The organism is Rhizobium mayense, from assembly GCF_030272705.1.
Lineage (GTDB): Bacteria > Pseudomonadota > Alphaproteobacteria > Rhizobiales > Rhizobiaceae > Rhizobium > Rhizobium mayense.
This window is the reverse complement of the sequence record NZ_JARFYM010000037.1, coordinates 38038-62191: the sequence shown is the minus strand read 5'-3', so window position 1 is coordinate 62191 and position 24154 is coordinate 38038. Positions and strand designations below refer to the sequence as shown.

21 protein-coding genes and 1 pseudogene are annotated in these 24154 nt (G+C 59.9%); 18 read left to right on the top strand and 4 right to left on the bottom strand.

What is annotated here, in order from left to right; all coding sequences use genetic code 11:
- Positions 1-252: 252 nt before the first annotated feature.
- Positions 253-1587: an omega-aminotransferase AptA gene (gene aptA / locus PY649_RS29680; RefSeq protein WP_285872481.1), complete on the bottom strand. Its 1335-nt coding sequence runs from the start codon at positions 1585-1587 to the stop codon at positions 253-255.
- Between the two features lie 141 nt (positions 1588-1728).
- Between aptA and PY649_RS29675 the strand changes: the two genes are divergently transcribed.
- The gene (locus PY649_RS29675) at positions 1729-2277 is read left to right on the top strand and encodes a cupin domain-containing protein (RefSeq protein ID WP_285872480.1); all 549 of its coding nucleotides are present in this window, start codon (positions 1729-1731) and stop codon (positions 2275-2277) included.
- Here the strand turns inward: PY649_RS29675 and PY649_RS29670 are convergent.
- Complete coding sequence (locus tag PY649_RS29670) at positions 2274-3056, bottom strand: pyrroline-5-carboxylate reductase (RefSeq protein WP_285872479.1); 783 nt, start codon at positions 3054-3056, stop codon at positions 2274-2276. The two genes, PY649_RS29675 and PY649_RS29670, sit on opposite strands and share 4 nt — an antisense overlap.
- Positions 3057-3059: 3 nt before the next feature.
- Entirely contained in the window at positions 3060-3779 is a 720-nt protein-coding gene (locus PY649_RS29665) for a GntR family transcriptional regulator (protein WP_120709106.1), read from the bottom strand.
- A 199-nt stretch (positions 3780-3978) separates the two neighbouring features.
- On the opposite strand from PY649_RS29665, the gene PY649_RS29660 reads away from it, so the two are divergent.
- From PY649_RS29660 to PY649_RS29615, 10 genes are all read left to right on the top strand, one after another.
- Positions 3979-4812: a substrate-binding periplasmic protein gene (locus PY649_RS29660; RefSeq protein WP_285872478.1), complete on the top strand. Its 834-nt coding sequence runs from the start codon at positions 3979-3981 to the stop codon at positions 4810-4812.
- A gap of 65 nt (positions 4813-4877) precedes the next feature.
- Entirely contained in the window at positions 4878-5660 is a 783-nt protein-coding gene (locus tag PY649_RS29655; RefSeq protein ID WP_120709105.1) for an amino acid ABC transporter ATP-binding protein, read from the top strand.
- 11 nt (positions 5661-5671) lie between these two features.
- The gene (locus PY649_RS29650) at positions 5672-6334 is read left to right on the top strand and encodes an amino acid ABC transporter permease (RefSeq protein WP_285872476.1); all 663 of its coding nucleotides are present in this window, start codon (positions 5672-5674) and stop codon (positions 6332-6334) included.
- A gap of 10 nt (positions 6335-6344) precedes the next feature.
- Positions 6345-7010 (top strand): amino acid ABC transporter permease, encoded by a 666-nt coding sequence (locus PY649_RS29645; RefSeq protein ID WP_285872475.1) that lies wholly within the window; start codon positions 6345-6347, stop codon positions 7008-7010.
- A gap of 25 nt (positions 7011-7035) precedes the next feature.
- Positions 7036-7914 carry a 4-hydroxy-tetrahydrodipicolinate synthase gene (gene dapA, locus PY649_RS29640; protein WP_285872474.1) on the top strand — a complete coding sequence of 293 codons (879 nt, stop codon included), beginning with the start codon at positions 7036-7038 and terminating at the stop codon, positions 7912-7914.
- Between the two features lie 61 nt (positions 7915-7975).
- Positions 7976-9214, top strand: coding sequence for an NAD(P)/FAD-dependent oxidoreductase (locus PY649_RS29635; protein ID WP_285872473.1), 1239 nt, complete (start codon positions 7976-7978; stop codon positions 9212-9214).
- 37 nt (positions 9215-9251) lie between these two features.
- Complete coding sequence (locus PY649_RS29630) at positions 9252-10727, top strand: aldehyde dehydrogenase family protein (protein WP_285872485.1); 1476 nt, start codon at positions 9252-9254, stop codon at positions 10725-10727.
- A gap of 11 nt (positions 10728-10738) precedes the next feature.
- Positions 10739-11773, top strand: coding sequence for a proline racemase family protein (locus PY649_RS29625; RefSeq protein WP_285872472.1), 1035 nt, complete (start codon positions 10739-10741; stop codon positions 11771-11773).
- Positions 11774-11782: 9 nt separating this feature from the next.
- Positions 11783-12541 (top strand): SDR family NAD(P)-dependent oxidoreductase, encoded by a 759-nt coding sequence (locus PY649_RS29620; RefSeq protein WP_285872471.1) that lies wholly within the window; start codon positions 11783-11785, stop codon positions 12539-12541.
- 16 nt (positions 12542-12557) lie between these two features.
- On the top strand, positions 12558-13313 hold the full coding sequence (locus PY649_RS29615) for an SDR family NAD(P)-dependent oxidoreductase (RefSeq protein WP_285872470.1): 756 nt from the start codon (positions 12558-12560) through the stop codon (positions 13311-13313).
- A 615-nt stretch (positions 13314-13928) separates the two neighbouring features.
- Here the strand turns inward: PY649_RS29615 and PY649_RS29610 are convergent.
- A complete protein-coding gene (locus tag PY649_RS29610; RefSeq protein ID WP_120709098.1) occupies positions 13929-14204 on the bottom strand; it encodes a hypothetical protein in 276 nt (91 codons plus the stop codon).
- A gap of 269 nt (positions 14205-14473) precedes the next feature.
- On the opposite strand from PY649_RS29610, the gene PY649_RS29605 reads away from it, so the two are divergent.
- From PY649_RS29605 to PY649_RS29575, 7 genes and pseudogenes are all read left to right on the top strand, one after another.
- On the top strand, positions 14474-15253 hold the full coding sequence (locus tag PY649_RS29605; RefSeq protein WP_285872469.1) for a hypothetical protein: 780 nt from the start codon (positions 14474-14476) through the stop codon (positions 15251-15253).
- A 62-nt stretch (positions 15254-15315) separates the two neighbouring features.
- Positions 15316-16272: a S8/S53 family peptidase gene (locus PY649_RS29600; protein WP_285872468.1), complete on the top strand. Its 957-nt coding sequence runs from the start codon at positions 15316-15318 to the stop codon at positions 16270-16272.
- A gap of 65 nt (positions 16273-16337) precedes the next feature.
- Positions 16338-16570: pseudogene (locus PY649_RS29595) on the top strand (hotdog family protein); the annotation flags it as partial.
- Between the two features lie 436 nt (positions 16571-17006).
- On the top strand, positions 17007-18833 hold the full coding sequence (gene glmS / locus PY649_RS29590) for a glutamine--fructose-6-phosphate transaminase (isomerizing) (RefSeq protein ID WP_285872467.1): 1827 nt from the start codon (positions 17007-17009) through the stop codon (positions 18831-18833).
- A gap of 70 nt (positions 18834-18903) precedes the next feature.
- Positions 18904-19434, top strand: coding sequence for an FMN reductase (msuE, locus tag PY649_RS29585; protein WP_120709094.1), 531 nt, complete (start codon positions 18904-18906; stop codon positions 19432-19434).
- Positions 19435-19860: 426 nt separating this feature from the next.
- Positions 19861-20934, top strand: a complete 1074-nt coding sequence (locus tag PY649_RS29580; RefSeq protein ID WP_285872466.1) for an efflux RND transporter periplasmic adaptor subunit — start codon at positions 19861-19863, stop codon at positions 20932-20934.
- Positions 20934-24104: an efflux RND transporter permease subunit gene (locus tag PY649_RS29575; RefSeq protein ID WP_285872464.1), complete on the top strand. Its 3171-nt coding sequence runs from the start codon at positions 20934-20936 to the stop codon at positions 24102-24104. The genes PY649_RS29580 and PY649_RS29575 overlap by 1 nt, the downstream gene beginning before the upstream one ends.
- The last annotated feature ends 50 nt before the right edge of the window (positions 24105-24154 follow it).

The following is a 24154-nucleotide window of genomic DNA, read 5'->3' as shown; positions in this document are numbered from 1 at the left end:
GCGATCGGGCAAATGGCATGCCAACCGACCGTGGCTCGATCGGCACCCTGAAATAGTGAGGCATTTTTCCTCGAGCGCCGGAGCGCAACATAATCGCGTGCGGAAATCCGCAAGATCGACGAGGGCAATGGGCGAAAACAAGCACAATGCCGTCATGTTCAAACCTGCCAATGGACGACCTTCGCGCATCGCGCTCTCCGCGTGGCAGCAATGGTGTCATTTCCGCCGTGGCCTAGTTCAAGCAACGATCGATTATGCCGCGCGCTTCAGGGCGTCGCCGATCGTGGAGACGATCGTATCGATCTCACTCTTCTCGACGATGAGCGGCGGCGAGAGAGCGATGATATCTCCGGTCACGCGGATCAGCAGACCCTTCCGGAAGCAGTCGACGAAGACATCGTAGGCTCGCGTGCCCGGCGCACCGTCACGAGGGGCGAGTTCCACCGCTCCGACGAGCCCAAGATTGCGGATGTCGACGACGTGGGGATGACCCCTCAGCGAATGCAGCGCATCCTGCCAGTAGTCGGCGAGGGTGGCGGCACGCGTAAGAAGGCCTTCCTCCTCGTAGATGTCGAGCGTCGCGATGCCCGCTGCGCAGGCGACCGGATGGCCGGAATACGTGTATCCATGGAACAGCTCGATGGCGTTCTTGGGGCCGACCATGAGGCCATCGTAGACCTTCCGGCTGGCGAAGACCGCGCCCATCGGAATGGTACCGTTCGTCAGGCCTTTCGCCGTCGTGACGAGGTCGGGAACGACGCCGAAGTAGTCGGTCGCAAACGGCGTTCCGAGACGGCCGAAGCCGGTGATCACCTCGTCGAAGATCAGCAGGATGCCGTGCTTGTCGGCGGTCGCGCGCAGTTTCTCGAGATATCCCTTCGGGGGCAGGATGACGCCCGCCGAGCCTGACATCGGTTCAACGATGACGGCCGCGATGGTTTCAGCGCCGTGCAACTGGACGAGGCGTTCGAGATCGTCGGCGAGTTCGACGCCGTGTTGCGGCAGGCCCTTGGAGAAAGCGTTACGGTCCAGGTCGAGCGTGTGGCGCATATGGTCTGCCGGTATCTGCGGGAAGACCCTGCGATTGTTCACGAGGCCGCCGACCGAGATGCCCCCGAAGCCGACGCCGTGATAGCCCTTTTCGCGGCCGATGATGCGCGTGCGGGTTCCCTGACCGATCGCGCGCTGGTAGGCGATGGCGATCTTCAAGGCGGTATCGACCGATTCCGAGCCGGAGCCCGTGAAGAAGACACGGTCGAGCTTTGCGGCGGCACCTCCGGGCGCGATCTTCGCAAGCCTGGCGGCAAAGTCGAAGGCAATCGGGTGACCCATCTGGAACGTCGGCGCAAAGTCCATCGCGGAGAGCTGGCGCTCGACTGCCTGGGATATCTTCTTGCGGCCATGGCCTGCGTTGCAGCACCAGAGGCCGGCCGTGCCGTCGAGAACGCGGTTGCCGTCGACGTCGGTGTAGTACATCCCCTCGGCGGAGGCGAGCAGGCGAGGCGCTGCCTTGAACTGGCGGTTGGCCGTGAACGGCATCCAGAAGTTCTCGAGTGCGGGTTCGTTTTTCATGTTGATCTGGTCCATCGTGCCCTCCTTCGGCTTGGCGCAGGATTCATGCATTTCGGAAGAGCGAACAAGTCCTTTTCTTCATGGATGCAACCTATTGAAAAATATGAATTCAGATTCTATTATTTGTTCTATCCTGAACAACCAAAACAATCGGATATGTCCATCGATATCGGAAACCGTCTGCGCTATGTGCGCACCTCTCACAATATGTCCCAGCGGGAACTCGCGAAAAAGACGGGCGTCCCGAACTCCACCATCTCGTTGATCGAATCGAACAACTCGAACCCGTCTGTCGGGGCGTTGAAACGCATCCTCGACGGCATCCCGATCGGACTGGCGGAATTCTTTGCCCTCGAGCCTGAAACACCGAAGAAGGCCTTCTATGCGTCGGAAGAGTTGGTGGAAATCGGCAAGGGCGGGATCTCCTACCGCCAGGTTGGCGAGAGCATGTTCGGCAGGAGCCTGCAGATGCTGAAAGAATGCTACCAGCCGGGCGCGGACACCGGGAAGGTGCCATTGGTCCACGAGGGAGAGGAGGGCGGGATCATTCTGTCCGGAAGGCTCGAGGTCACGGTCGACAACGAGCGGAAAATCCTCGGTCCGGGAGACGCTTACTACTTCGAAAGCCGACGCCCGCATCGCTTCCGGTGTGTCGGCCCGGTCGCGTGCGAGGTCATCAGCGCCTGCACGCCGCCGACCTTCTAAGTGTGGCCATCGATGCGGGCGAGCACGCGGTCCAGCGCCGCCTGCAGCGCTGAGGCCCCGCCCTTCGTCTGAAAGTCATCCAGGACCTGTTCGTTCAACCCGCCCCTGGTGGCAAACTCGCGGCTGAGCTCGGAGAAGTCCGCCCGCAAACTCGCGCTCGCGCGTCTTGCCAGGCTTTCGAACAGAGGTGCGAGATAGGCCTGCGCCTTTGGTCTTTCCAGCCCGTTGCCTTCAAGCCAATTGGTCGCGGCTTCCATGATGCCAAAGTAGGTCGACATCAGCGCGCTGGCGGCCGCCAGGAGATTGTACTCCTTCTTCGACGTACATTGCACCGCGGTACCAAGAGCGTCGAAGAGCGCGGCGACGTCCGTGTCCGGAGGATACATCGCCGTGACACCCTGCCTGCTGGCGACGAAAGGCAGCGGGATCGCCTGAACCAGACGGACGTCCTCACCGATCCAGTCGAGCAGCGTCTGTCTTTCTGTCGCCGCGACGAGGCTGATCACAAGCTGACTTGGACGGAAGACGAGATCTTTGACGATCGCCTCGGCGACCTGCGGACGTATCGCCAGGACAACAAGGTCAGTGCTATCGACCACGGTTTGGTTGTCCCTTGCGACCTCCACGGGTACGAACTCGGATGCGAGGCGGCCGGCGGTCTGCTCGTTACGCGGTGAGAGGTAGACTCGTGCCGTGAAGGGCGGTTCGGCGAGGATTCCGCGGACCATGGCTTCGGTTATGGCTCCGGTTCCGACGAAGCCGATGCTTGAAATCGTCATGCTCTACTCGGCAGCCTTGAGCGGCCCGAGCGCTACGTCGGTCGTGTAGTTCTCCCGCATGAAGTTGATGAAGTTTTGCTGGAACTGGCGCGTGTGGGCGTGAGCGAGCTCGTCGGCGCGGTCAACATTCCGATCGCGGATGGCTTCCAGCATCTGGCTGTGTTCGTCTGTCAGAAGGTAGCCTTCGTGGGTTCTCTCCAAATACTCGAAATGCAGATGGAGCATGCGCTGGCCCTGGGAGAGAAGCTTCTCGTAGAATGTCGCCAGATACGGGTTCTTGCCGGCATGGGCGATCGCCATGTGGAATTCCTTGTTGGCTTCCGACATCGCCAGATGGTTTCCGGTCTTGACCGCGGCCGCGAAGGCCTTGTCGCGCTTGGCGATCACCTTGAGGTCGGCGTCGGTGCGCAGTGCCGCAGCGAGCCTCGTGTTCATGCGCTGTGCAATGTCCAGAGCCTCGACATATTTGGGGAACGTCGCGATCTCGATAGGCGAGACGATCGTGCTTCGGTTCGAGAGGGTGACGACCAGTTCGTCGGATCCCAGCCGGATCAGTGCTTCTCGGACCGGCGCGCGGGACATGTTGAAGCGCTCAGCGAGCGTCGTCTCGTCGAGCAGTTGGCCCGGCGGTAGCGCAAGGGAGAGGATCTCGTTGCGCAGTGTTTCGTAGACGCTTCTCGAGCCCGTTCCTCGGGTTCGCTTCACTTCAATTTCGTCAGACACTTAAGTCCCTTTCGCTCACGGAAGGCGCATTGGGCCAGAAATCCAGTTTCGCAGCAATATAAAATTTTCGCTTGACTTTGTCGACACCCTGTTGACAATTAATAGTCAGTCGACACGTAGCCGACACGAAAAACAACAGAAACGGCTTCAGCCGACGAGTGGAACAACGCGCTTCGCGCACAGCAAAAGAGGAATGCCGATGCTTTCGAAGATGATAACGTCCGCACTGCGGGCGATGCCCGCGCTCGCCCTGGTGGGAGGCCTTTCCATAACCGCAGCTCAAGCCCAAACGGCCGAAGGGTACTGGCAGGGCGTGCAGAAAGCAGGCGTGCTTAAGTGCGGCGCCGCCGTCGCTCCGCCCTACATCATGCGTGATCCGGCAACGGGCGAGTATTCCGGGTTCTATGCGGATCTTTGCCGTGAATTCGCCGAGGCTCTGAAAGTGAAGCCCGAGTTCGTCGACACCACATGGGACAACATCGTGGCCGGCCTTCAGGCTGGCAAGTGGGACGTGTCGTTGGCCTTGAACCGGACGCCAGCGCGCGCCATGGCCGTGCAGTTCTCGATCCCGGCGATGGAGTACCAGATCTCTCTTGCCTACAACAAGAATAACCCCAAGATCCCGCAGGGTGCTTCGTCCGTCGCCGATCTGGACAAGGCAGGCGTGACCATGGCGGTCATGTCCGGCACCGCGCAGGACAAGGCCATCTCGGCTGCCGTCAAGAACGCCACGATCATGCGTCTTCCCGGCAACGACGAGACGCGGCTGGCCCTGACCTCGAAGCGTGCCGACGTTCTAGTCGACGCCTCCGACACCAATCTGCTTCTTACGCAGGCAAATCCCGACTGGGCGGTCGCACTCAACCCGACCCCCGCGCTTGCCAAGCAGGGTGTGTCTTTCGGCCTGCCGCATAACATGTCGGCCGCCGACGTCGAAGTCGTGAACATCTTCCTGGAAGAAAAGGTTGCGACAGGCCAGGTGGACGCGCTCATCAAGAAAGCCGTCGATCAGGTCCTCAAGGGTTCCAACTGATCCAGCCGGGCGTCGGCTCACGCCGCCGGCGCCCGTTCTCGCTTTCAGACAAACCGAGATCGGCCATGACAATGTCTTCCAGCCTACCGCTCGTGAAAATGCAGGCGCTGCACAAAAGCTACGGCTATGGCGCAATTCAGGTGCTCAAGGGCATCGACATCGAAATGAAGCCCGGCGACCGCGTCGTCGTCATTGGTCCCAGCGGCGGCGGCAAGAGCACGCTCCTGCGCGTCATGATGGGTCTTGAACAAATCGATAGCGGAAGCGTGAGCTTTGACGGAAAGCCCTATATCTCGTCCGATGGACGGGGCAAGAAGACCGTCATCGACACGGAAGTCCGGCGTTCGATCGGCATGGTGTTCCAGCACTATACGCTCTTCCCGCATCTCAACGTCATCCAAAACCTTGTCCTCGCGCCGTGCAAGGTGCGCGGCGAGCCGAAGGCCAAGGCGGAAGCCCGCGCACAGGCCCTGCTTGAGAGATTCGGCCTCGGTGCAAAGGCGACGGCCTATCCGGCACAACTTTCCGGTGGCCAGAAGCAGCGTGTTGCCATCGCCCGCGCCTTGATGCTCGATCCGAAGCTGATGCTCTTCGACGAAGTGACGTCGGCCCTCGACCCCGAGCTGGTCAGCGAGGTCGAACACGTCATCATGCAGCTCGCCTCGCAGAACATGCCGATGATGATCGTCACGCACGACATGTGGTTTGCGAAGAATATTGCGTCGCGGGTGATCTTCTGTGCGGGCGGCGTTGTCGTCGAGGACGGTCCTCCGGAACAGGTGCTCGGCTCTCCGAAGGAGGAGCGTACCAAGGAGTTCATCGACCGCGTCTTCCACATCAAGCAATAGAGGAGGCGGTCATGAACTATACTTTCGACTTCAATTCCGTGTCTTTCGCACCTCTACTAAGAGGATTGGTGGTCTCGCTGGAACTGACCGCCGCGGCCAACATCATCGGCATCGTCGCCGGCTTCGGGCTCGCACTGCTGCTGATGAGCCCGTACCGCGTGGTGCGATTGCCCTTCATGCTGTTCGTGGAATTCTTCCGTTGCACGCCTGCACTCGTGCAGATCGTCTGGATTTTCTACTGCGTGCCCATGCTGTTCGACGTCTTTCTTGACCCGATCACCATGGGCGTCATGGCCCTTGGGCTCAATCTTACTGCGTTCAACGCCGAGGCCTATCGTGCCTCCATCCAGGCGGTTCCCAAGGAGCAGCTCGATGCAGGAATCGCGCTCGGGCTCAATCCCTGGCAACGCGTCATGTACATCGTATTTCCGACTGCGTTCCGGGCCTCGATCCCCGTGCTTCTGACGAACGGGATTGTCATCTTCCAGCAGAGCGCGCTTGTGGCCATCGTGGCGATCGCCGATCTCATGTACGAAGGAAAGTCGCTGGCGACAGAGACCTACCGTCCCATCGAGACCTTCACGGTCGTCGCTCTCATCTATTTTGCCGTGTCGTTTCCAGTCACTCAGATCGTGGGCCTGCTGGAACGCCGCCGTCAACTGCTCGCAAGCTAGGAGGGCTGTGATGTCGCTCGATTTCTCCGTCCTTGCACGGTTCGAACATGCTCTTCTTCTAGGGTTACTGACGACACTTGAGCTCACCGCCGTCTGCATCCTGCTGGGTTGCTCGCTGGGGTTCTTCGTAGGCCTCGCCAGAACCTCTCGCAGCACGACGCTTCGTTTCATCTCTAGCATCTACGTGGAATTCTTCCGCGGAACACCGGTCCTGATCCAGCTTTTCTGGATCTTCTTCTGCCTGCCACTGATCCTTGGTGTCGAACTTTCGAACTTCATGTCAGGCGTCATAGCTTTGACACTCTACATGGGAGCGATCACCAGCGAGACGTTCCGGGCAAGTCTCAAGTCCATCGGGCCGGAGCAGTTCGACGCATGCGTTGCGCTTGGTCTTCCACGCCGGGTCCAGGTTACGAGCGTGATTCTTCCGCAGGCGGTGCTGCGAGCTATCCCGACCTTGCTCTCCAACTGCGTCAGCCTGTTTAAGGAGAGCGCGCTCGTCTCAGCGGTCGGCATGGCCGACCTGATGTTCGTCGGACAGAACATCTCCAACAATACCGCGCGGCCTGTCGAAGTGCTGACTGTCGTCGCTCTGATCTACTTCGTGATCGCCTTCCCTCTGACGCGCGCCGTCACGCTCGTCGAAGGGCGGATCCTCAAGAAGCTCGCAATCTAAGCAATCGATACAGGAGAATGAACTAATGAAGCTTTCCGGCGTCATGCCCGCGCTAATCACCCCGTTCGACGCGAACGGAAAGGTCGATTTCAAGGCCTATGAGAAGCATCTGACGGCCTTGCGCGAAGCGGGGGTCACAGGCTGGGTTCCGATGGGATCCACGGGCGAATACTCCGCGCTGTCCAATGACGAGCGCCTCGAAGTGCTGAAGTTCGTCAAGGACTTCGCTAATGAAGATGAAATCCTGATTGCTGGTACAAATGCTCCCGCGACTCGCGAGGTCATCGAGAACACGCTGCGGGCCAAGGAGATCGGTTACGACACTGTTCTGCTCGCGACACCGTTCTACACCCGCCCGACCCAGGAGGAGCTCCTTGCTCATTTCCAAAGAGTGCTCGGGGAGACCGACATCAATCTCGTCCTCTACAGCTATCCCTACAAGGATGGCGTGGAGATCGGCTTCGACATCCTGGATGCTCTTGCTGACGATCCGCGTGTTCTCGGCATAAAGGAAAGCTCCGGTTCCCTCCAGCGGGCGATCGACATTCACTCGCGGTATAAGGGCCGCATCGACCTCGTCTCCGGTTCGGATGATATCGCACTCGACTTCATGTTCTGGGGTGCCGACGCGTGGATCTGCGGTCCGGCCAACTGCATGGCGAAGGCCTGCGTCGATCTCGACCGCACCTTCCGCTCGGGCGATCTAAACGCCGCGTGCGAGAAGATGATCGTGCTCTACCGGGCGATGAACATTCTGGAGAGCGGCAAGTTCGTGCAGAAGGTCAAGTACGGCTGCGAACTCCAGGGTCTGCCGGTCGGCAACTGCCGTGCTCCACTTGGCGAGCTGACCGCCGACGAGAAGGCAGAATTCAAGGCTGCGATGCAACCGATTCTGAATTGGTAGGATTCACCGGCGACCGGGACAACCTCCGTCTCGGCCGCCGCCATAACATTGAGGGACCAAAGTGGCACAGACCGTCGTAGTCGGCGCCGGGATCATCGGTACCGCCATCGCATACCAGCTACAGCGCCGCGGCGAGTCTGTCGTTCTCGTCGACCGGAGCGCCCCGGGCAAGGGCGCGTCCTACGGCAACATGGCTAGCATCGCTGTCACCGAATTCATGCCGGCCTCGCGACCGGGCATCTGGGCGCAGATGCCCGGATGGATGCTCGATCCGGAAGGGCCGGTTCGCATCCGCCCGTCCTACATGCCAAGATTGATACCCTGGTTCCTGCGCTTCGTCGCGGCAAGTCGCCCTTCGAAGCTTCGCGAGCTCGAGGCGGCCGGCTCCATTCTCTGCAGCCGCGTCTATGAAGACCTCGACGCGTTGCTTGCGGAGACCGGCCTGCAGCACATGTTGTCGGCGGAAGGATGTCTCAGCCTCTACACCGACGAGGCTGAGTTCAAGGCCGATCACGAGCACATTGAAATCCTCGACCGTTTCGGGTTCCGGTACGAGGTTCTCGGTGGCAACGCGATCCGCGACCTGGAGCCCGCGATCACCACCAGGATTGGCAAGGCCGTTCTCTTCCCGGACAATCGCTCCGTTTCAGATCCCTACAAGCTGGTCCTCGCGCTGGCTGAGAAGTTTCAACAACTGGGCGGAACGATGGAGACCGGCGACGTTGTCGGGTTTGAGCACGATGCCACTGCGGTCAAGTCGATCTGCCTCCGCGATGGCCGGAAGCTCCAGGCGGGCGGCGCAGTCCTTGCCGCGGGCGCCTTCACTGGCCGTCTCTCCGCCATGCTTGGTGAACCTATCCCGCTCGAGACCGAGCGTGGCTATCACACACAGATCATGGCCCCCGGCGTCTCGATGCGCCACTCGCTCATCTGGCCAGCGCGCGCTTTCATGGTCACTCCGACTGCAGGCGGCATCCGCGTCGGTGGCACGGTCGAAATGGCGGGCCTTGATGCCGCACCAGACTACCGTCGTGCGAGGGTTCTGGTGAAGCGCGCCAAGGAAGCCCTACCGGATCTCAAGGTCGAGGGGGCCTCCGAATGGATGGGGCACCGCCCGGCAATGCCGGACACCATTCCGGTTATTGGGCAGTCCGCCAAGCGCAGCAACGTCTGGTATGCAACGGGCCACGGACACCTGGGACTTACCTACGGCGCTACCACCGCCCGTCTCATGGCCGACCTTATCACGGGCCGGAAGCCGCCCGTCGACATGAGACCCTATCGCGTAGACCGATTCTAAGCCCCGGGGCGAGCAACGACAGCAAAAGGGAATGAAGATGCGAAGCGAACTCTACATCGATGGCAAGTGGATGAAGCCGGTCAAGGGAGGCACCTGCACGGTGACCAATCCCGCAACCGAGGAGGTCATCCAGACAATAGGAGCGGCGACCGCCGAAGATGTCGACATCGCCGTCAAGGCCGCCCGCCGGGCCTTCGACAAGGATGGTTGGCCGAAGCTCACGGGCGCACAGCGCGCCAAATACCTTCGCGCGATTGCCAAGGGAATCCGTGCCCGCCAGTCGGAAATTGCCCGGTTGGAAGTTCTCGACAACGGCAAACCGTTCCCTGAAGCGGACTGGGATATCTCGGATGCGGCAGGCTGCTTCGACTACTACGCGGGCCTTGCCGAGCAGCTCGACAACAACCCGGAGGAGATCATCGCGCTTCCGGACGACCGGTTCACGTCGAAGGCCGTCAAGGAACCCATCGGCGTCGCGGGCGCGATTATCCCGTGGAACTATCCCTTGCTCATGGCTGCCTGGAAGGTCGCCCCGGCGCTCGCAGCAGGCTGCACCATCGTCCTGAAGCCCGCGGAACTAACCTCGCTTACCGCGCTCGAACTCGCTGCCATCGCGGACGAAGCCGGGCTTCCAGCGGGCGTCCTGAACATCCTTACTGGCTCCGGCTCGGTTGCGGGCCAGGCGATCATCGACCACAAGGGCGTCGACAAGCTCGCCTTCACCGGCTCCGGCCCGGTTGGCTCGAAGATCATGGCCGCAGCCGCCCGCGACATCAAGCGCGTCAGCCTGGAACTCGGTGGCAAGTCGCCCTTCGTCGTCTTCGAAGACGCCGACATCGACGAGGCAGTCGAATGGATCATGTTCGGCATCTTCTGGAACCAGGGGCAGGTCTGCTCGGCGACGTCACGCGTCCTCGTGCAGGAAACCATCTACGAACGCCTTCTTGCCCGTCTGGTCGAGGAGACGAGCAAGATCAAGATCGGCAACGGTCTGGACGAGGGCGTTCTCCTCGGCCCGCTGGTCTCCAAGCGACAACATGAACAGGTCGTCGCCGCAATTGAGGCCGCACGAAAAGCAGGCGCCACGGTCGCATGCGGCGGACAGCGTCCCGAAGGATTCGAGAAGGGCTACTACCTGCAGCCTACAGTATTGACTGACGTTCCACTCGACAGTGACGCCTGGGTTGAGGAGATTTTTGGTCCGGTCGTCTGCATCAAGCCGTTCAAGACGGAAGAAGAGGCGATTGAACTCGCCAACGACTCCCGCTTTGGCCTGGCCGCGGCCGTCATGTCCAAGGACGACATCCGAGCCGAGCGCGTCGCCGCCGCCTTCCGGGCAGGCATCGTCTGGGTCAACTGCTCGCAGCCGACGTTCACCGAAGCGCCCTGGGGCGGCTACAAGGAATCAGGCATCGGTCGTGAACTCGGCCGCTGGGGTCTCGAAAACTATCTGGAGACCAAGCAGATCACCAAATACGCCACCGACAAGCCCTGGGGCTGGTACATCAAGTGAGGTCCATCGAGATGGGATCCGAAAATAGCCTGGAACTACTGCTGGTGCACTGCCAGGGCGAGCTTGGCCATGTTCTGGTAGGCGGCGCTCCGGAGATTCCCGGAACGACCATGCTCGACAAGATGAACCACATCAACAATGTCGATGACAGCCTGCGCCGCTTCGTGACCTTCGAGCCACGAGCCAATGTCGCGATGTCGGTGAATCTTCTGGTCGCCCCGACACGTCCCGACGCCGATGCCGGCTTCATCGTGCTGCAGGCGGATCGCGCGCATCCGATGTCGGGGAGCAACTGCATCTGCGTCGTGACTGCTCTGCTGGAGAGCGGCCGCGTTCCGATAGTGGAACCGGAGACGACGGTCCGCCTGGACACGCCGGCAGGATTGATCGTCGCACGGGCCTGCTGCGAGAGCGGCCGCTGTGTCAGCGTCAGCCTCGATAACATTCCGAGCTTCGCCGAACTTCTCGACCACGGGGTCGATACGCCTGCCTGGGGCCGGATCAAGGCCGATATCGCTTTCGGCGGCGTCTACTACGCGCTTGTCGACGTGAGGCAGGTGGGACTGACAATCGCACCGGAGAACGCCCGCGAACTGGCAGAGGCCGGGATCGAGCTGAAGCGGCTTCTCGCGGAACAGGTGAAGGTCTCCCATCCCACACTGCCGGGCATCGACGAGATCGCCTATGTCATGTTCCGCGACGAGGAACCGGACGGGGCCGTGCGGACCTGCACGACGCTCCAGCCCGGCCGCGTCGACCGCTCGCCTTGCGGAACGGGAAGCTCCGCCAATCTTGCGGCCCTCCATGCGCGGGGCCAGGTTTCGGTCGGCGACATCAGGACATCGCGGTCGATCATCGGCGGCGTGTTCCGGGTCGAAGCCATCGGTGAGACTGAGGTCCAGGGCCGTAAGGCGGTGCTGCCACGGATCACTGGTCGTGGCTATGTCTATGGCCGTACGGAGCTTCGTGTTGCCGACGACGATCCATTCAGAAACGGATTCGCGTTGTCGGACACCTGGGGGGCGCAGGTCAGCCTATTGAAATGAGGTAATGGCATGAAGAAGACACTCGAAGGACAGGTCGTTCTGGTCACGGGAGCGTCCGGTGGAATCGGTGCGGCGATCGTGAGGCAGCTCGCGGAGGATGGCGCGCGACCGGTCATCCACTACGGCCGCGATCAGGCGGGCGCGGAAGCGCTCCTCGCGGAAGTCGGTGGCAATGGCTGGATCGTCCAGGCCGACCTGTCGGTGCCGGAGGGCCCGTTCCGACTTTGGGAGATGGCCGTCGCGGCGACCGGTCGGGTCCATGGCCTCGTCAACAATGCCGGCATCCGCACAGAGATTTCAATCGAAGCCTCGGCGTCTGACTGGAAGGCCGCATGGCAGCGCGAATTCCAGATCAATTTCTTCGCCGCGGCTGATCTTTGCAAGGAAGCGATCCAGCACTTCAAGGCGAATGGCGGCGGGCGGATCGTCAATATGGCTAGCCGGGCGGGTCAGCGAGGGTATACGGCTGACGCGATGCCTTATGGGGCAACCAAGGCGGCGCTCGTCAATCTGACCAAGTCGATCGCCCGCAGCTTCGGCGAGGACGGCGTGACGGCCGTCGCCATCGCGCCTGGCTGGGTCCGAACCGACATGGCCGAAGAGTTCATCGCCGTCCACGGAAAGGCTGCAGCCGTTGCGGACATCCCGATCGGAGAGATGGCGGAACCGGCAGAGGTGGCGGAATTGGTCGCCTTCGTTCTGCGGCCCGGTCAGGCGTCACTGAACGGAGCGACGCTCGACATTAACGGCGGAAGCTACATTCGATAGCGAGGAGGAAATTTCGATGAAGAGGTTTGTAGGGAAGGTCGCCGTCGTCACGGGAGCAGGGGGCGGCATAGGATCGGCAATCGCGGGCAGGCTGGCATCCGAGGGCGCGCTCGTTGTCGTGACCGACGTTAACGTCGAGGCGGCGGCGCATGTCGCCAGCAAGATCGACGCGGCGGGCGGAACGGCGGTTGCGATCGGGGCGGACATCTCGAAGAAGGAGGAATGTTTCGAGCTCGTGGCGAAGTCGTTCGAGCTGAAAGGCCGACTGGACGTCCTCGTCAATAACGCAGGGATCAATCGACGCGGCAATCTGCTGTCGCTCTCCGATGAGGATTGGAAGGCAAGCTTCACGGTCAACCTGGATTCGATGTTCCATTTGTGCCGGGCAACGCTTCCCCACATGATACAGGCTGGCGGCGGCGCGATCGTGAATACCGCCTCGCAATGGGGCCTTCATCCCGCGCCGAACCACATTGCCTACAACACCACAAAGGCCGCGGTAGCTGCGTTCACTCAGAACCTTGCGAGGGACTACGCACCCGACAAGGTGCGCGTAAACGCTGTCTGCCCCGGAGAAATCCATACGCCTATGCTCGAAGCCGGAGTTACGCGCTCCGGCCGGACGATCGCTGACCTCGACAAGCTCGTTCCCTTTGGGCGCATCGGGAAACCGGAAGAGGTGGCGGCCCTCGTCGCGTTTCTTGCGTCGGAGGAGGCCGCCTTCATGTGCGGCTCGCTGGTGGAGATCACGGGAGCCCAGGCGGTTGCGTGACCGTCGCTCCTGCGGTCTGGATAGGGATACACGAAGAAAAAGACCAGCCGCAGATTATTGCCGCCTGGCCCATATGCGTATCCCGCCCATTGATCTCATCCGATGACCCGCCACACTGCGGAATAAAAAGCGGCGGAAATGTTGTTTCACACACCGATAAGATGTTTAAAAAATGACCGTAGATATGCGCCTATGACGTGTATCGCATCGAGCAGATATGACATCCGTTTTTGTTGGGTAACGGCACAAGCTCTTGTTGCGTGATTACCGATCGAAATCGGGCGTAGCCGAGCGTTCTCGCCGATAACCCGTGCCATACCTCCGGTCCGCTAGCGAAGCGACACGAACGGAGGGCCAGCCAGGCAAAAACATTCAATTTAGAGCTGATGTCTTCTTCTAGTGGGGATCTAAAGACATGAGGGTTGCAATCCCGCACGAAGAGGAAGGCTCAGCACAATGGGCCGGGCAAAGTGGGTTCTGGCTCAAGCCGCCATCATTGTGATGCTATTGCATTCCCGGGCCATTTTACAGGCAATGAATCGAGTAGCCGATCCATTTTCCCTTGGCTTGGTTGCCAAATAGCGCTGCAACCGCAATACTCGCGTGCTCGCGGGATCAGTTGGCTGATGTGTCGAGATTAATGATGTCTCCCCTTGCCCAGCTTTCGGCGAGGCTCATCAGAAAATCCATCTCCCGTCTCAGCCTAACCGTTCGACTCACATCGTTTGCATGCTCGCTTTCAGCGCAGACGTGGTAAAACTCTCCGACCGCAATTCCTGCCGCTTTGCGCTTTTCTTCGAGCGACGATTTCAAATCGGCAAGCTCTTTCTTCACGCTAAAATAGCGCCGCATAACAGCGAGCAAACGTACATCGTTGTCTATAACATTCATATTAGCATCTTCCGCAATACGACGGCCTAGGGAGAAACAGATTCGCGCATTTTTGTCACCCATCTTGCGGGAGGGAATCAATGAAAAAGCCGTTGACGGACGTGCACACAATAGGTTCGCTCGCGCTCAGTATCATCAAAACCATTCCAATTGTGTCGGCTTTGTCGATTTCTCGACAGAGCTTCGTTTGGCGGACTCCTTGCCCTTCTTTTCTAAGCTAATGAAAGCAAAGGCAGACGCTTCCTGACCAATCTTGCGTTAAAGTTGGCATGAATTTTGATGCCAGTCACCGAGATGCAGCGAGAGCTGTTTACTCGGAAAGAGCCGAGAAATGTCTCAATGAGACGGAACGACTGGAGATAAGTGATATTGCTGAGAATGATTGCGTTGTCCGTTGTCGCCCATGCTTTCGCGGTTATTGCCATCGGGCGTTTGCCCAAGAAGTGCCCTCCAACAACAGTGCGCCAATCGGTTGTGCGATGAATTCACGGTGCCCAAAATATGTGTTGTGGGCAGGTTTGGCACTTCTGGCGATGGCATTTTTCGCAATGACTGCCAATGGACAAGAGACCAGCCTCGTCGGTATCAACCGGGGGTCAGACCTAACCACCATCGCCCGTCGTCTTGAACGCGGCGGATACGAGCTGACGAATGGCACATGGGTGCCGTTAAGCAAGATGTACCATAGCAACTGGGTCGACATGCAATTCGAAATGTTGACCCAGCTGTCCGACGATTTCGGTCTGCTGTGGGGCGCAAGCACAGGTCAGCGTGCCGAAAAGGTCCGAATCGACCCAGATGTGCAACTCGGCTTCATTGTACAAAAGCGGCCGACGCCCTCCACGACGCTTACTTTCACGGCCAATTCGATCTTGGGTGGTGACCTGACGGAACAACCGTGTACCGCCAGCTACCGACTTGGCGGCGTTCAAAAGGTAAATTGCCGCTTGGCGGCTTCCGAACTACCGGTAGCGGACACCCTAAAACATTTGGTGAAACTCCATCCGAGCCGACTGAAACTCAGTCTCTGGTTCAGAGGCCAATTCTAGCGATGATCAAAGGTGTGGCCGGCAGATTTGATAACGAAGAACAATGCAGACAGGAGGTTAGTATGCAGAAATCACTGTTATTCCCTATAGCGTTCCTTAGCGGTCTCGTTATGTGCCTGCTGGCAGCAACAGGTTTTGCCGGCGAGACTGGTGCCCATGTCAAAGGAAGGGCCGATACACCAACCATGGAAAGCAGCGCGTCGGCGTGCGCACAAAATGCCGACAACACCTTTTGCTGGATGAGTCCGGATATTGGGCAAGCCTGGGCGTCAGGCTATACAGGTTCAGGCGTATCGATAACGATCGTGGATGATTTCAGATCCTCGGATATGGTAGATGGCGATCTCGGTCGTGGCCCACAAAGACAGCGGCATGGCGAATGGGTCTTTGAGGAAGCGGGCATGGTGGCGCCTGGTGCGAACATGTTCCGGAATGCATACATCCAAGAGGCCCCGATCGCGCTGCACGACGGCCTCAATGTCATCAACTTGAGCTACAGCTATCCGGAGCCAGTGAGCCGGTCTCCACTTGAGCAATCGATTGTCGATGCAGCTCGGGCGGGCAATGCGGTCGTCGCAAAGTCTGCCGGCAACGATGGCATACGAATGGGCACCGTGAACAGTAAAGGGGATGCTGATTATCTAGCCGTCAGCCTGTTTGGAACGCCATCGACAATCTTTGTGGGTGCGCTCGACCACAATGGTACTCCCGAGAATAAGGCATCGTTGGCCTCCTATTCGAATTATGCCGGTTCGAATCCGCAGGTGCAGAACCAGTTCCTGACGGTTGGTGTCGAAGGCGACAAAACTGGACTGTTCGGAACATCTCATGGGGTACCCGTGATTTCGGGCTATTCCGCTATCCTTGGCAACAAGTTCCCGTCGGCGACGCCGACACAGATCGCCAATCAGTTGCTGGATACAGCCAGGACTGACACACTCGTCAACTATAACGCGGCGACCTACGGCCGCGGCGAGGCTAGCCTTTCGAGGGCACTGGCACCCGATTGGATCAGGTAAACAAAGAGCCAAAGTTACCTGCGAGGCGTTGAGTGCCATCAAATCGCCTCGCAATCCGAGAGTAGACGCTGGGCATTAATTGCGGCTTCAACAAGGTGCGGTTCATGGCACCGGTCAAGAGCCCGCAGGCGTGCGCGGTCGCTTCACCACAGCCGAGGCGCGCCTCCGCGGCGCCGGCATGCTGATGGTCACCGATGAAGCAACGGTGGAGATCGAGGGTGAAGGAAAGCTGGCGCTGAGTGCGATTTGGCAGACAATCGTTAAATTCGAACCCAAGAACCTGACTGGTTTTGTCTAAGGCGGCGGCCCCGGCATCCCGGCAAAGACCTGTGTTCTCAGGGAAAGAAACCTGGAGCCGTCGCTGGCTGCACCTGCAAAGGACGCCTTCTGAGTGAAATTGCTGCGGCCAGATGATGCGCCGGATCGTCCTGCGTGTTCCGCAAGCCGAATTTCAACATGGGTCCAAACCGCGGAAACTCGCGCGGCCAATCCATGGCGTGGATAGGTATGATCCAAAAAATCAATTTTTCCAATCGGCCGAGTGCCATTAGAAAACGCTGAATTTGACCGAAATCAAGCGTGGCACCACGACAATTCTTGCCATGGATTTTGCCAGCGCGTTGAAGGAATGATCGCCGGTCATGGCGATCCGAGAGTGATTGTAGCTTCGCTCACTCCAGCTTGACGGAGTATGTGAGCGCCGTGACCGACATGCGAAGAAGCGCGGAGAGGGTATGTGCGGGATTGTGGGTATTGTCGGCCATCAGCCGGTTTCGGAACGGCTGGTAGACGCGTTGAAGCGCCTTGAATATCGTGGCTACGATTCGGCGGGCGTCGCGACTATCGACGGTGGAGCGCTCCATCGCCGGCGCTGCGAGGGCAAGCTCGTCAATCTCGAGGCCAAGCTGAAAGAACAGCCTCTGGCGGGCACAATCGGCATTGCCCATACGCGCTGGGCAACCCATGGCGCGCCGACGGAGCGCAATGCCCACCCGCATTTTACAGACGGCATCGCGGTCGTCCACAACGGGATCATCGAGAATTTTGCCGAATTGAAGGATGAACTGACCGCGGCCGGCGCCGAGTTCCAAACCGACACCGACACAGAGGTCATCGCGCATCTCGTGGCAAGATTTCGCCGGGGCGGCATGGGCCGGCGGGAGGCTGTGCATGCGATGCTGAAGCGCGTCAGGGGCGCTTATGCGCTGGCTCTGCTCTTCGAGGACGACCCTTCAACCATCATGACTGCGCGCAATGGTCCGCCGCTCGCAATCGGTCACGGCGTCGACGAGATGTTCCTTGGGTCGGATGCGATTGCGCTGGCGCCCTTCACCAACGAGATCACCTACCTGATCGATGGCGATTGGGCGGTCATCGGCAAGACTGCCGTCCATATCTTCGATATCGACGGCAAGTCCGTGACCCGACCGCGGCAAGTCTCGATGGCGGCGGCCCATCCGATCGACAAAGGCAACTATCGCCATTTCATGGAGAAGGAAATTTACGACCAGCCGGAGGCCATCTCCGATACCCTGAGCCACTACATCAACTTCCTCGACAATCGCGTGGTCGAGGTTTCGGGCGACATCGCCTTCGCCAACGTTCAAAGCCTGGCGATCTCCGCCTGCGGCACTGCCTATCTGGCCGGGCTGATCGGCAAGTACTGGTTCGAGCGCTATGCGCGTCTGCCGGTCGAAATCGATGTTGCGTCAGAATTCCGGTACCGCGAAATCCCGCTCTCGCCACAAGCGGCTGCTCTCTTCATCTCACAATCGGGCGAGACAGCCGATACGCTTGCTTGCCTACGCTATTGCAAGGAGCACGGGTTGAAGACCGGTGCGGTTGTCAACACCCGCGAATCCACGATAGCGCGGGAGTCCGACGCTGTGTTCCCGATCTTCGCCGGACCGGAGATCGGCGTCGCGTCCACAAAGGCCTTCACCTGCCAACTCGCCGTCCTGGCAGCGCTCGCAGTTGCTGCGGGCAGGGCGCGTGGCGCCGTCACGGAGAAGGAGGAACAGATACTGGTCGAACGCCTTGCCGAGATGCCGCGCGTCATGGCGCAAGTGCTCGACAGCATCCAACCAAAGATCGAGCGTCTGTCGCGTGAATTGGCAAAGTGCCGCGCCGTGCTTTATCTCGGCCGCGGCACGAGCTTCCCCCTGGCCATGGAAGGCGCGCTGAAGCTGAAGGAGACTTCCTACATCCACGCGCAAGGGTATGCCGCCGGCGAATTGAAACACGGTCCGATTGCTCTCGTCGACGAGAACATGCCGGTTATCGTGATTGCACCGCACGACCGCTTTTTCGATAAGACTGTTTCAAACATGCAGGAGGTCGCGGCCCGCGGCGGACGGATCATCTTGATCACTGACGAGAAGGGCGCTGCCGCCTTGAAGCTCGACACGATGCATACAATCGTTCTTCCGAATGTGCACGAGATCATTGCGCCGATGATCTTCTCGCTGCCGGTTCAATTGCTCGCCTATCATACGGCCGTATTTGTGGGCACGGACGTCGATCAGCCGCGCAACCTGGCGAAATCAGTTACCGTCGAATAGGCGGCCATTTCCGTAAGAGACGAATGACAGAGTGAGATGGCTATAGCCGCTCAGCATTTGGGAGATCGACATGCCGCAAACGAAGATACTAGGCTTTTCGGGGAACATAACACGTCCGTCCACGACGCGCTCATTCGTCGACCATATCGTTGCGCAACTGGCAATCAAAACGGGAGCGTCTTCGCTGTCCTTCGATGTCAACGACCTTGGACCTTCACTGTTGAAAGCCAGGCGGTTAGACGACCTCACCGCTGACGCGCGCTGCGTGGTGGACCAGATGCTCGAGGCCGATGCCCTGGTCGTAGGCTCACCCACCTACAAGGGCAGTTACACCGGCCTATTTAAGCATTACTTCGATTTGCTCGACCCAACATCGCTGAGAGGCAAGCCGATCATCATCGCTGCAACGGGCGGAGGCGAACGTCATTCGCTCGTTGTCGAGCATCAGTTGCGCCCTCTGTTCGGCTTCTTTGAAGCGCTTGCGATGCCGACCGCAATCTATGCCACCCGTAAGGATTTCGCCGACGGGGAGGTGATTTCCGAGCCCATCCGCATGCGCGTAGGCCGGGCCGTTGAGGAAGCAGCCCGCGCGATCGGATGAGCAGATGCAGCAAACGTCGCCGAGATAGGCCCTATTACCCCGGGCGAACTTTGCGAGGCGATTTTATGGCACTCAACGCCTCGCAAGCAACCTTGGCTGTTTTTTTAGCTGATCCAATCGGGTGCCAGTGCCCTCGAAAGGCTAGCCTCGCCGCGGCCGTAGGTCGTCGGGTTCTAGCTGGTGAGTGTGTCGGTCCCGGCTGTATCCAGCAATTGATTGGCGATCTGTACCGCTGTCGCCGACGAGAATTTGCCGCCCGGAATGGCGCGATAGCCGGAAATCAGTGGTGCCGCAAAAATGGCTCAAACAGTTCAGTTTTGTCACTTTCGACGCCGTCAGACTTTTCTACTTTGCACCATGGCCGACATTCCAACTTTTAACACCACAGTTGCGCGCGGATGCCGGTGAACTGCGAGGAATTGCCAGTTGAGAAAGCCGTATATCCTACTTGCCGCCGTCCTTGTCTGTGCAGCACTCCAGTTTCCTTCCCGCAATGGCATGGCCGAACAGGCCGGCGCACCCGCGCTCACCGTCTCCCTGGCGCAACCCGGGCAAAGGGATTGGCCGGAGACCGTTCCGGCGAGCGGCTGGCTGAAGCCATGGCAGGATGCAATCATCGCCTCGGAAACGAGCGGCCTGCGCATCACGGACGTTCTGGTCGATGTCGGATCTGTGGTGAAGAAGGGGCAGACGCTGGTGCGACTATCGCAGGACAGCGTTCTGGCCGAGTTTCGCAAACAGGAAGCTGCAGTCGTGACGGCCAAGGCAAATCTCGCCAAAGCCACGGCCAACGCAGACCGGGCGCGGCAGTTGCGGTCTTCCGGTGCTGTCTCCGCTGAGAAAATCACCGAATATTTTGCCGATGAGCAAACCGCAACTGCGAGCCTCGCATCCGAAGAGGCGGCGCTCGACGGTGCAAAGATCAAGCTTGCGCAGACAACGATTACGGCCGTGGACGACGGTCTGATAACGTCGCGTTCCGCCAACCTCGGCGCGGTCGTTTCCACCGGCACCGAGCTATTTCGCTTGGTTCGCCAGCAGCGGGTCGAATGGCAGGCGGAAGTGTCGGCCCGCCACCTTCCAAGGATTTCGGAAGGCCTGAAGGCGACGATTAACGGGCCCGACGGTCTCCAAATTGAAGGCAAGGTCCGACTGGTTGGGCCTTCGGTGAGCACCGATACCAGCCGGGCGATCGTCTATGTAGCGCTTCCCGCCGATATCCGTCCGCGGATCGGCCTTTACGTCATGGGCAACATCGAATTGCAGACCACTCCGGCGCTTACAGTTCCCGAAACGGCGATCGTGTTCCGGGACGGGATAAGCTACGTCTTCACGTCCGGCGAGGGTCAACGGGTGCGAAGGATCCGGGTAGAAACGGGCCGCCGCAACAATGGCGAAGTCGAGATCGTCGCCGGCATAGACCGGTCGTCAAAAGTCGTCACAGCGGGCGGAGCGTTTCTGTCGGACAACGACCTCGTGAAGGTTGCGGAGACACATTGATGAATTTCTCCGCGTGGTCGATCCGCAACCCCATACCGGGGATATTGCTGTTTGTGATGCTTGGATTTGGCGGGCTTTGGGCTTTCAAACAGCTGGCGGTCCAGTACTTTCCGGACATGGACCTGCCCACCATCAGCATTACCGCCACGCTCGATGGCGCGGCACCGACGCAGCTTGAGACGCAGGTTGCCCGCACAATCGAGGACAGTCTCACCTCCCTCAGCCACCTCGATCACATCATCACGACGATCACCGACGGCACCGTCTCGATCAAGGTCTCCTTCAAGCTGGAAAAGGACAGCGAAGCGGCGCTGAACGAAGTCCGCAATGCCGTCGATAGCGTAAAGGCCGCCCTGCCGGCGCAGATGGAGACGCCCAGCGTTACCAAGGCCACCGTACAGAGCTCTGCATTGGTCACCTTTGCTGTCCGCTCGGCCGATCTTGACGAGACTGAGCTGTCCTGGTTTGTCGACAACGATCTGACCAAAGCACTCCTGTCGGTCCCGGGCGTGGGGCAGGTCGACCGCATCGGCGGAGTCAGCCGCGAGGTTCACGTGGACCTCGATCCGGCGACGATGGCGTCGTTTGGTGTTACGGCAGCCACCGTGTCCTCGCAGCTCAAAGCCGTGCAGGCTGACACGTCCGGCGGCCTCGGAGAAGTTGGCGGCACACGCCAGACATTGCGCACGCTCGGCGCCGTAGCGTCGGTCGAGGCCCTGAGCGAGCTTCGAATTCCGCTCGCTAACGGGCAGCAGGTTCGCCTCGATGACGTCGCATCCGTCAAGGACAGCTTCGCCGAGCGATCCTCGACGGCATATCTCGACGGCAAACCCATAATCGCGGTCGAGATCAAGCGTTCGAACGGGTTTTCCGACAGCAGTGTCTCGGCTGACGTTGACGCGGCAATGAAAAACTTCGCAAGGGCGCATCCGAATGTGCAGATCAACCCAGTCTACAGCATGATCGGGGCAGTTCTCGATAGTTATCATGGTTCGATGCACATGCTGTATGAAGGGGCGATCCTGGCGATCGTCGTCGTCTGGCTCTTCCTCAGGGACTGGCGCGCGACGATCCTCTCGGCCGTGGCGCTGCCTCTGTCGGTCATTCCGACCTTCCTCGTCATGTATTTTGCTGGTTTCAGCCTGAACGTCGTCACCATGCTGGCGCTGTCGCTCGTCGTCGGAATCCTCGTCGACGATGCCATCGTCGAGATCGAGAACATCGCCCGCCACCTGCAGATGGGCAAACGGCCGCTCGATGCCGCGCTGGAAGCGGCCAACGAGCTCGGGCTCGCCGTCATCGCCACTACCTTCACGCTGGTGGCGGTCTTCCTGCCGACGGCGTTCATGAGCGGCATACCGGGCCTCCTGTTCCGTCAGTTCGGCATCACGGCAGCAGTCGCGGTCCTCGCCTCGCTGATAGTCGCGCGTCTGCTGACCCCGATGATGGCAGCTTATTTCATGAAGGCTCATCGGACGGAGGAAAGAAATGGCCGCATCATGCGCGGTTATATTGCGGTGGTAAGGGCAGCTCTGAGACACAGGAAGACCACGGCGGCAATGACCGCCGCCGTCGTCGCACTTTCGCTTTCCATCATCCCCCTCTTAAGAACGGGATACCTGCCGGCTGCTGACGACGCACGCACGCAGATCACGCTCACCCTGCAGCCCGGCGCCACCGTCGAACAAACCGACGCCGCAACCAGGAAGGCCGCAGATATCGTCAGTAAGCTCCCCGACGTGACGCATGTCTTTACGGCTGTCGGCTTGGCATCCTCGGACGACGGTGCGAAGGTCGCCATGAGCAGTGTCGGATCCGCCGCGATCGTCGTTACGCTGACGCCCATCTCCGAGCGCGACCGCAAGCAGTCGGAAATCGAAAACGATATTCGCCAAGCGCTTTCCGTCCTGCCTGGCGTGCGGGTCGCCGTCGGTATCGGCAACGGCACGAAGCTCGAGATCACGCTGGCCAGCGACGATGCCAGTGCGCTCGACAGCGCGAGCACGGCGATCGAGGAGCAGCTTCGGACGCTTCATGGCATTGGAGCAGTGACGTCGACTGCGTCGAGGCAAGCCCCCGAGATCCAGATCAAGCCTGATTTTACGCGCGCTGCAGCACTCGGCATAACGTCGAATGCGATCGCCAGCGCAGTGCGCGTGGCGACGAACGGAGAATATTCCTCCGATCTTCCGAAGCTCAATCTGCCGCAACGGCAGATCCCGATTGTCGTGCGCTTCAACCCCGACACGCGCACCAAGCTCGACGACATCAAGAACATGCGGGTGGCCGGAACGAACGGCAATGTCGATCTCGGTTCGATTGCCGATATCCGCATCGTCGGCAGCCCGTCTGAGATCGACCGCATCGACCGCATGCGCAATGCCACGATTTCCGTCGAACTCAACGGCCGCATCTTGGGCGACGTCAACCGCGAGGCGAAGGCGCTGCCGGCGCTCCAGCACCTGCCGCCGGGCGTTACCCTGGTGGAACACGGCGAACTTCAGCGCAGTTCGGAGCTGTTCCAGAGCTTCGCCCTCGCGATGGCGATCGGCGTGTTCTGCATCTATGCGGTGCTCGTCCTGCTGTTCCACGATTTCCTGCAGCCGTTGACACTTCTGATGGCCCTGCCGCTCTCGCTCGGCGGTGCGCTGGTGCCGCTTGTGGTAACCGGCACGAGCTTCTCGATGCCCGCCGTCATCGGGCTGCTCATGCTCATGGGCGTAGTAACGAAGAACTCCATCCTGCTTATCGAATACGCGATCATGTCACGTCGCCAAGGCATGTCCCGGTTCGATGCGCTCGTCGATGCCTGCCACAAGCGGGCGCGGCCGATCGTCATGACCACCATTGCCATGGCCTCGGGCATGCTTCCGGTCGCTCTCAGCCTGACGGGCGGCGATTCGAGTTTCCGGCAGCCGATGGCCATCGTGGTGATCGGCGGGGTGATGATCTCGACACTTCTCAGCCTCATCGTCATCCCGGTCATCTTCACCTTCATCGACGATCTACACATTGCATTCAGATCGCTCGGCCGCCAGACGCGGCGACGCCACGCGACCTGCGGGCGGGAGACGGAGTTCTGTAATTTGCAAGGCGATCTGGCCGGCGACACGAAGAAATCGCCAGAGATGACCCCAGCTCTGCATAAAGTCATCGAACCCACACCTTGATCGAGGCTCGCAGGCGCTTTTTTGACTATACGCTTGTCGTTGTCGATCAA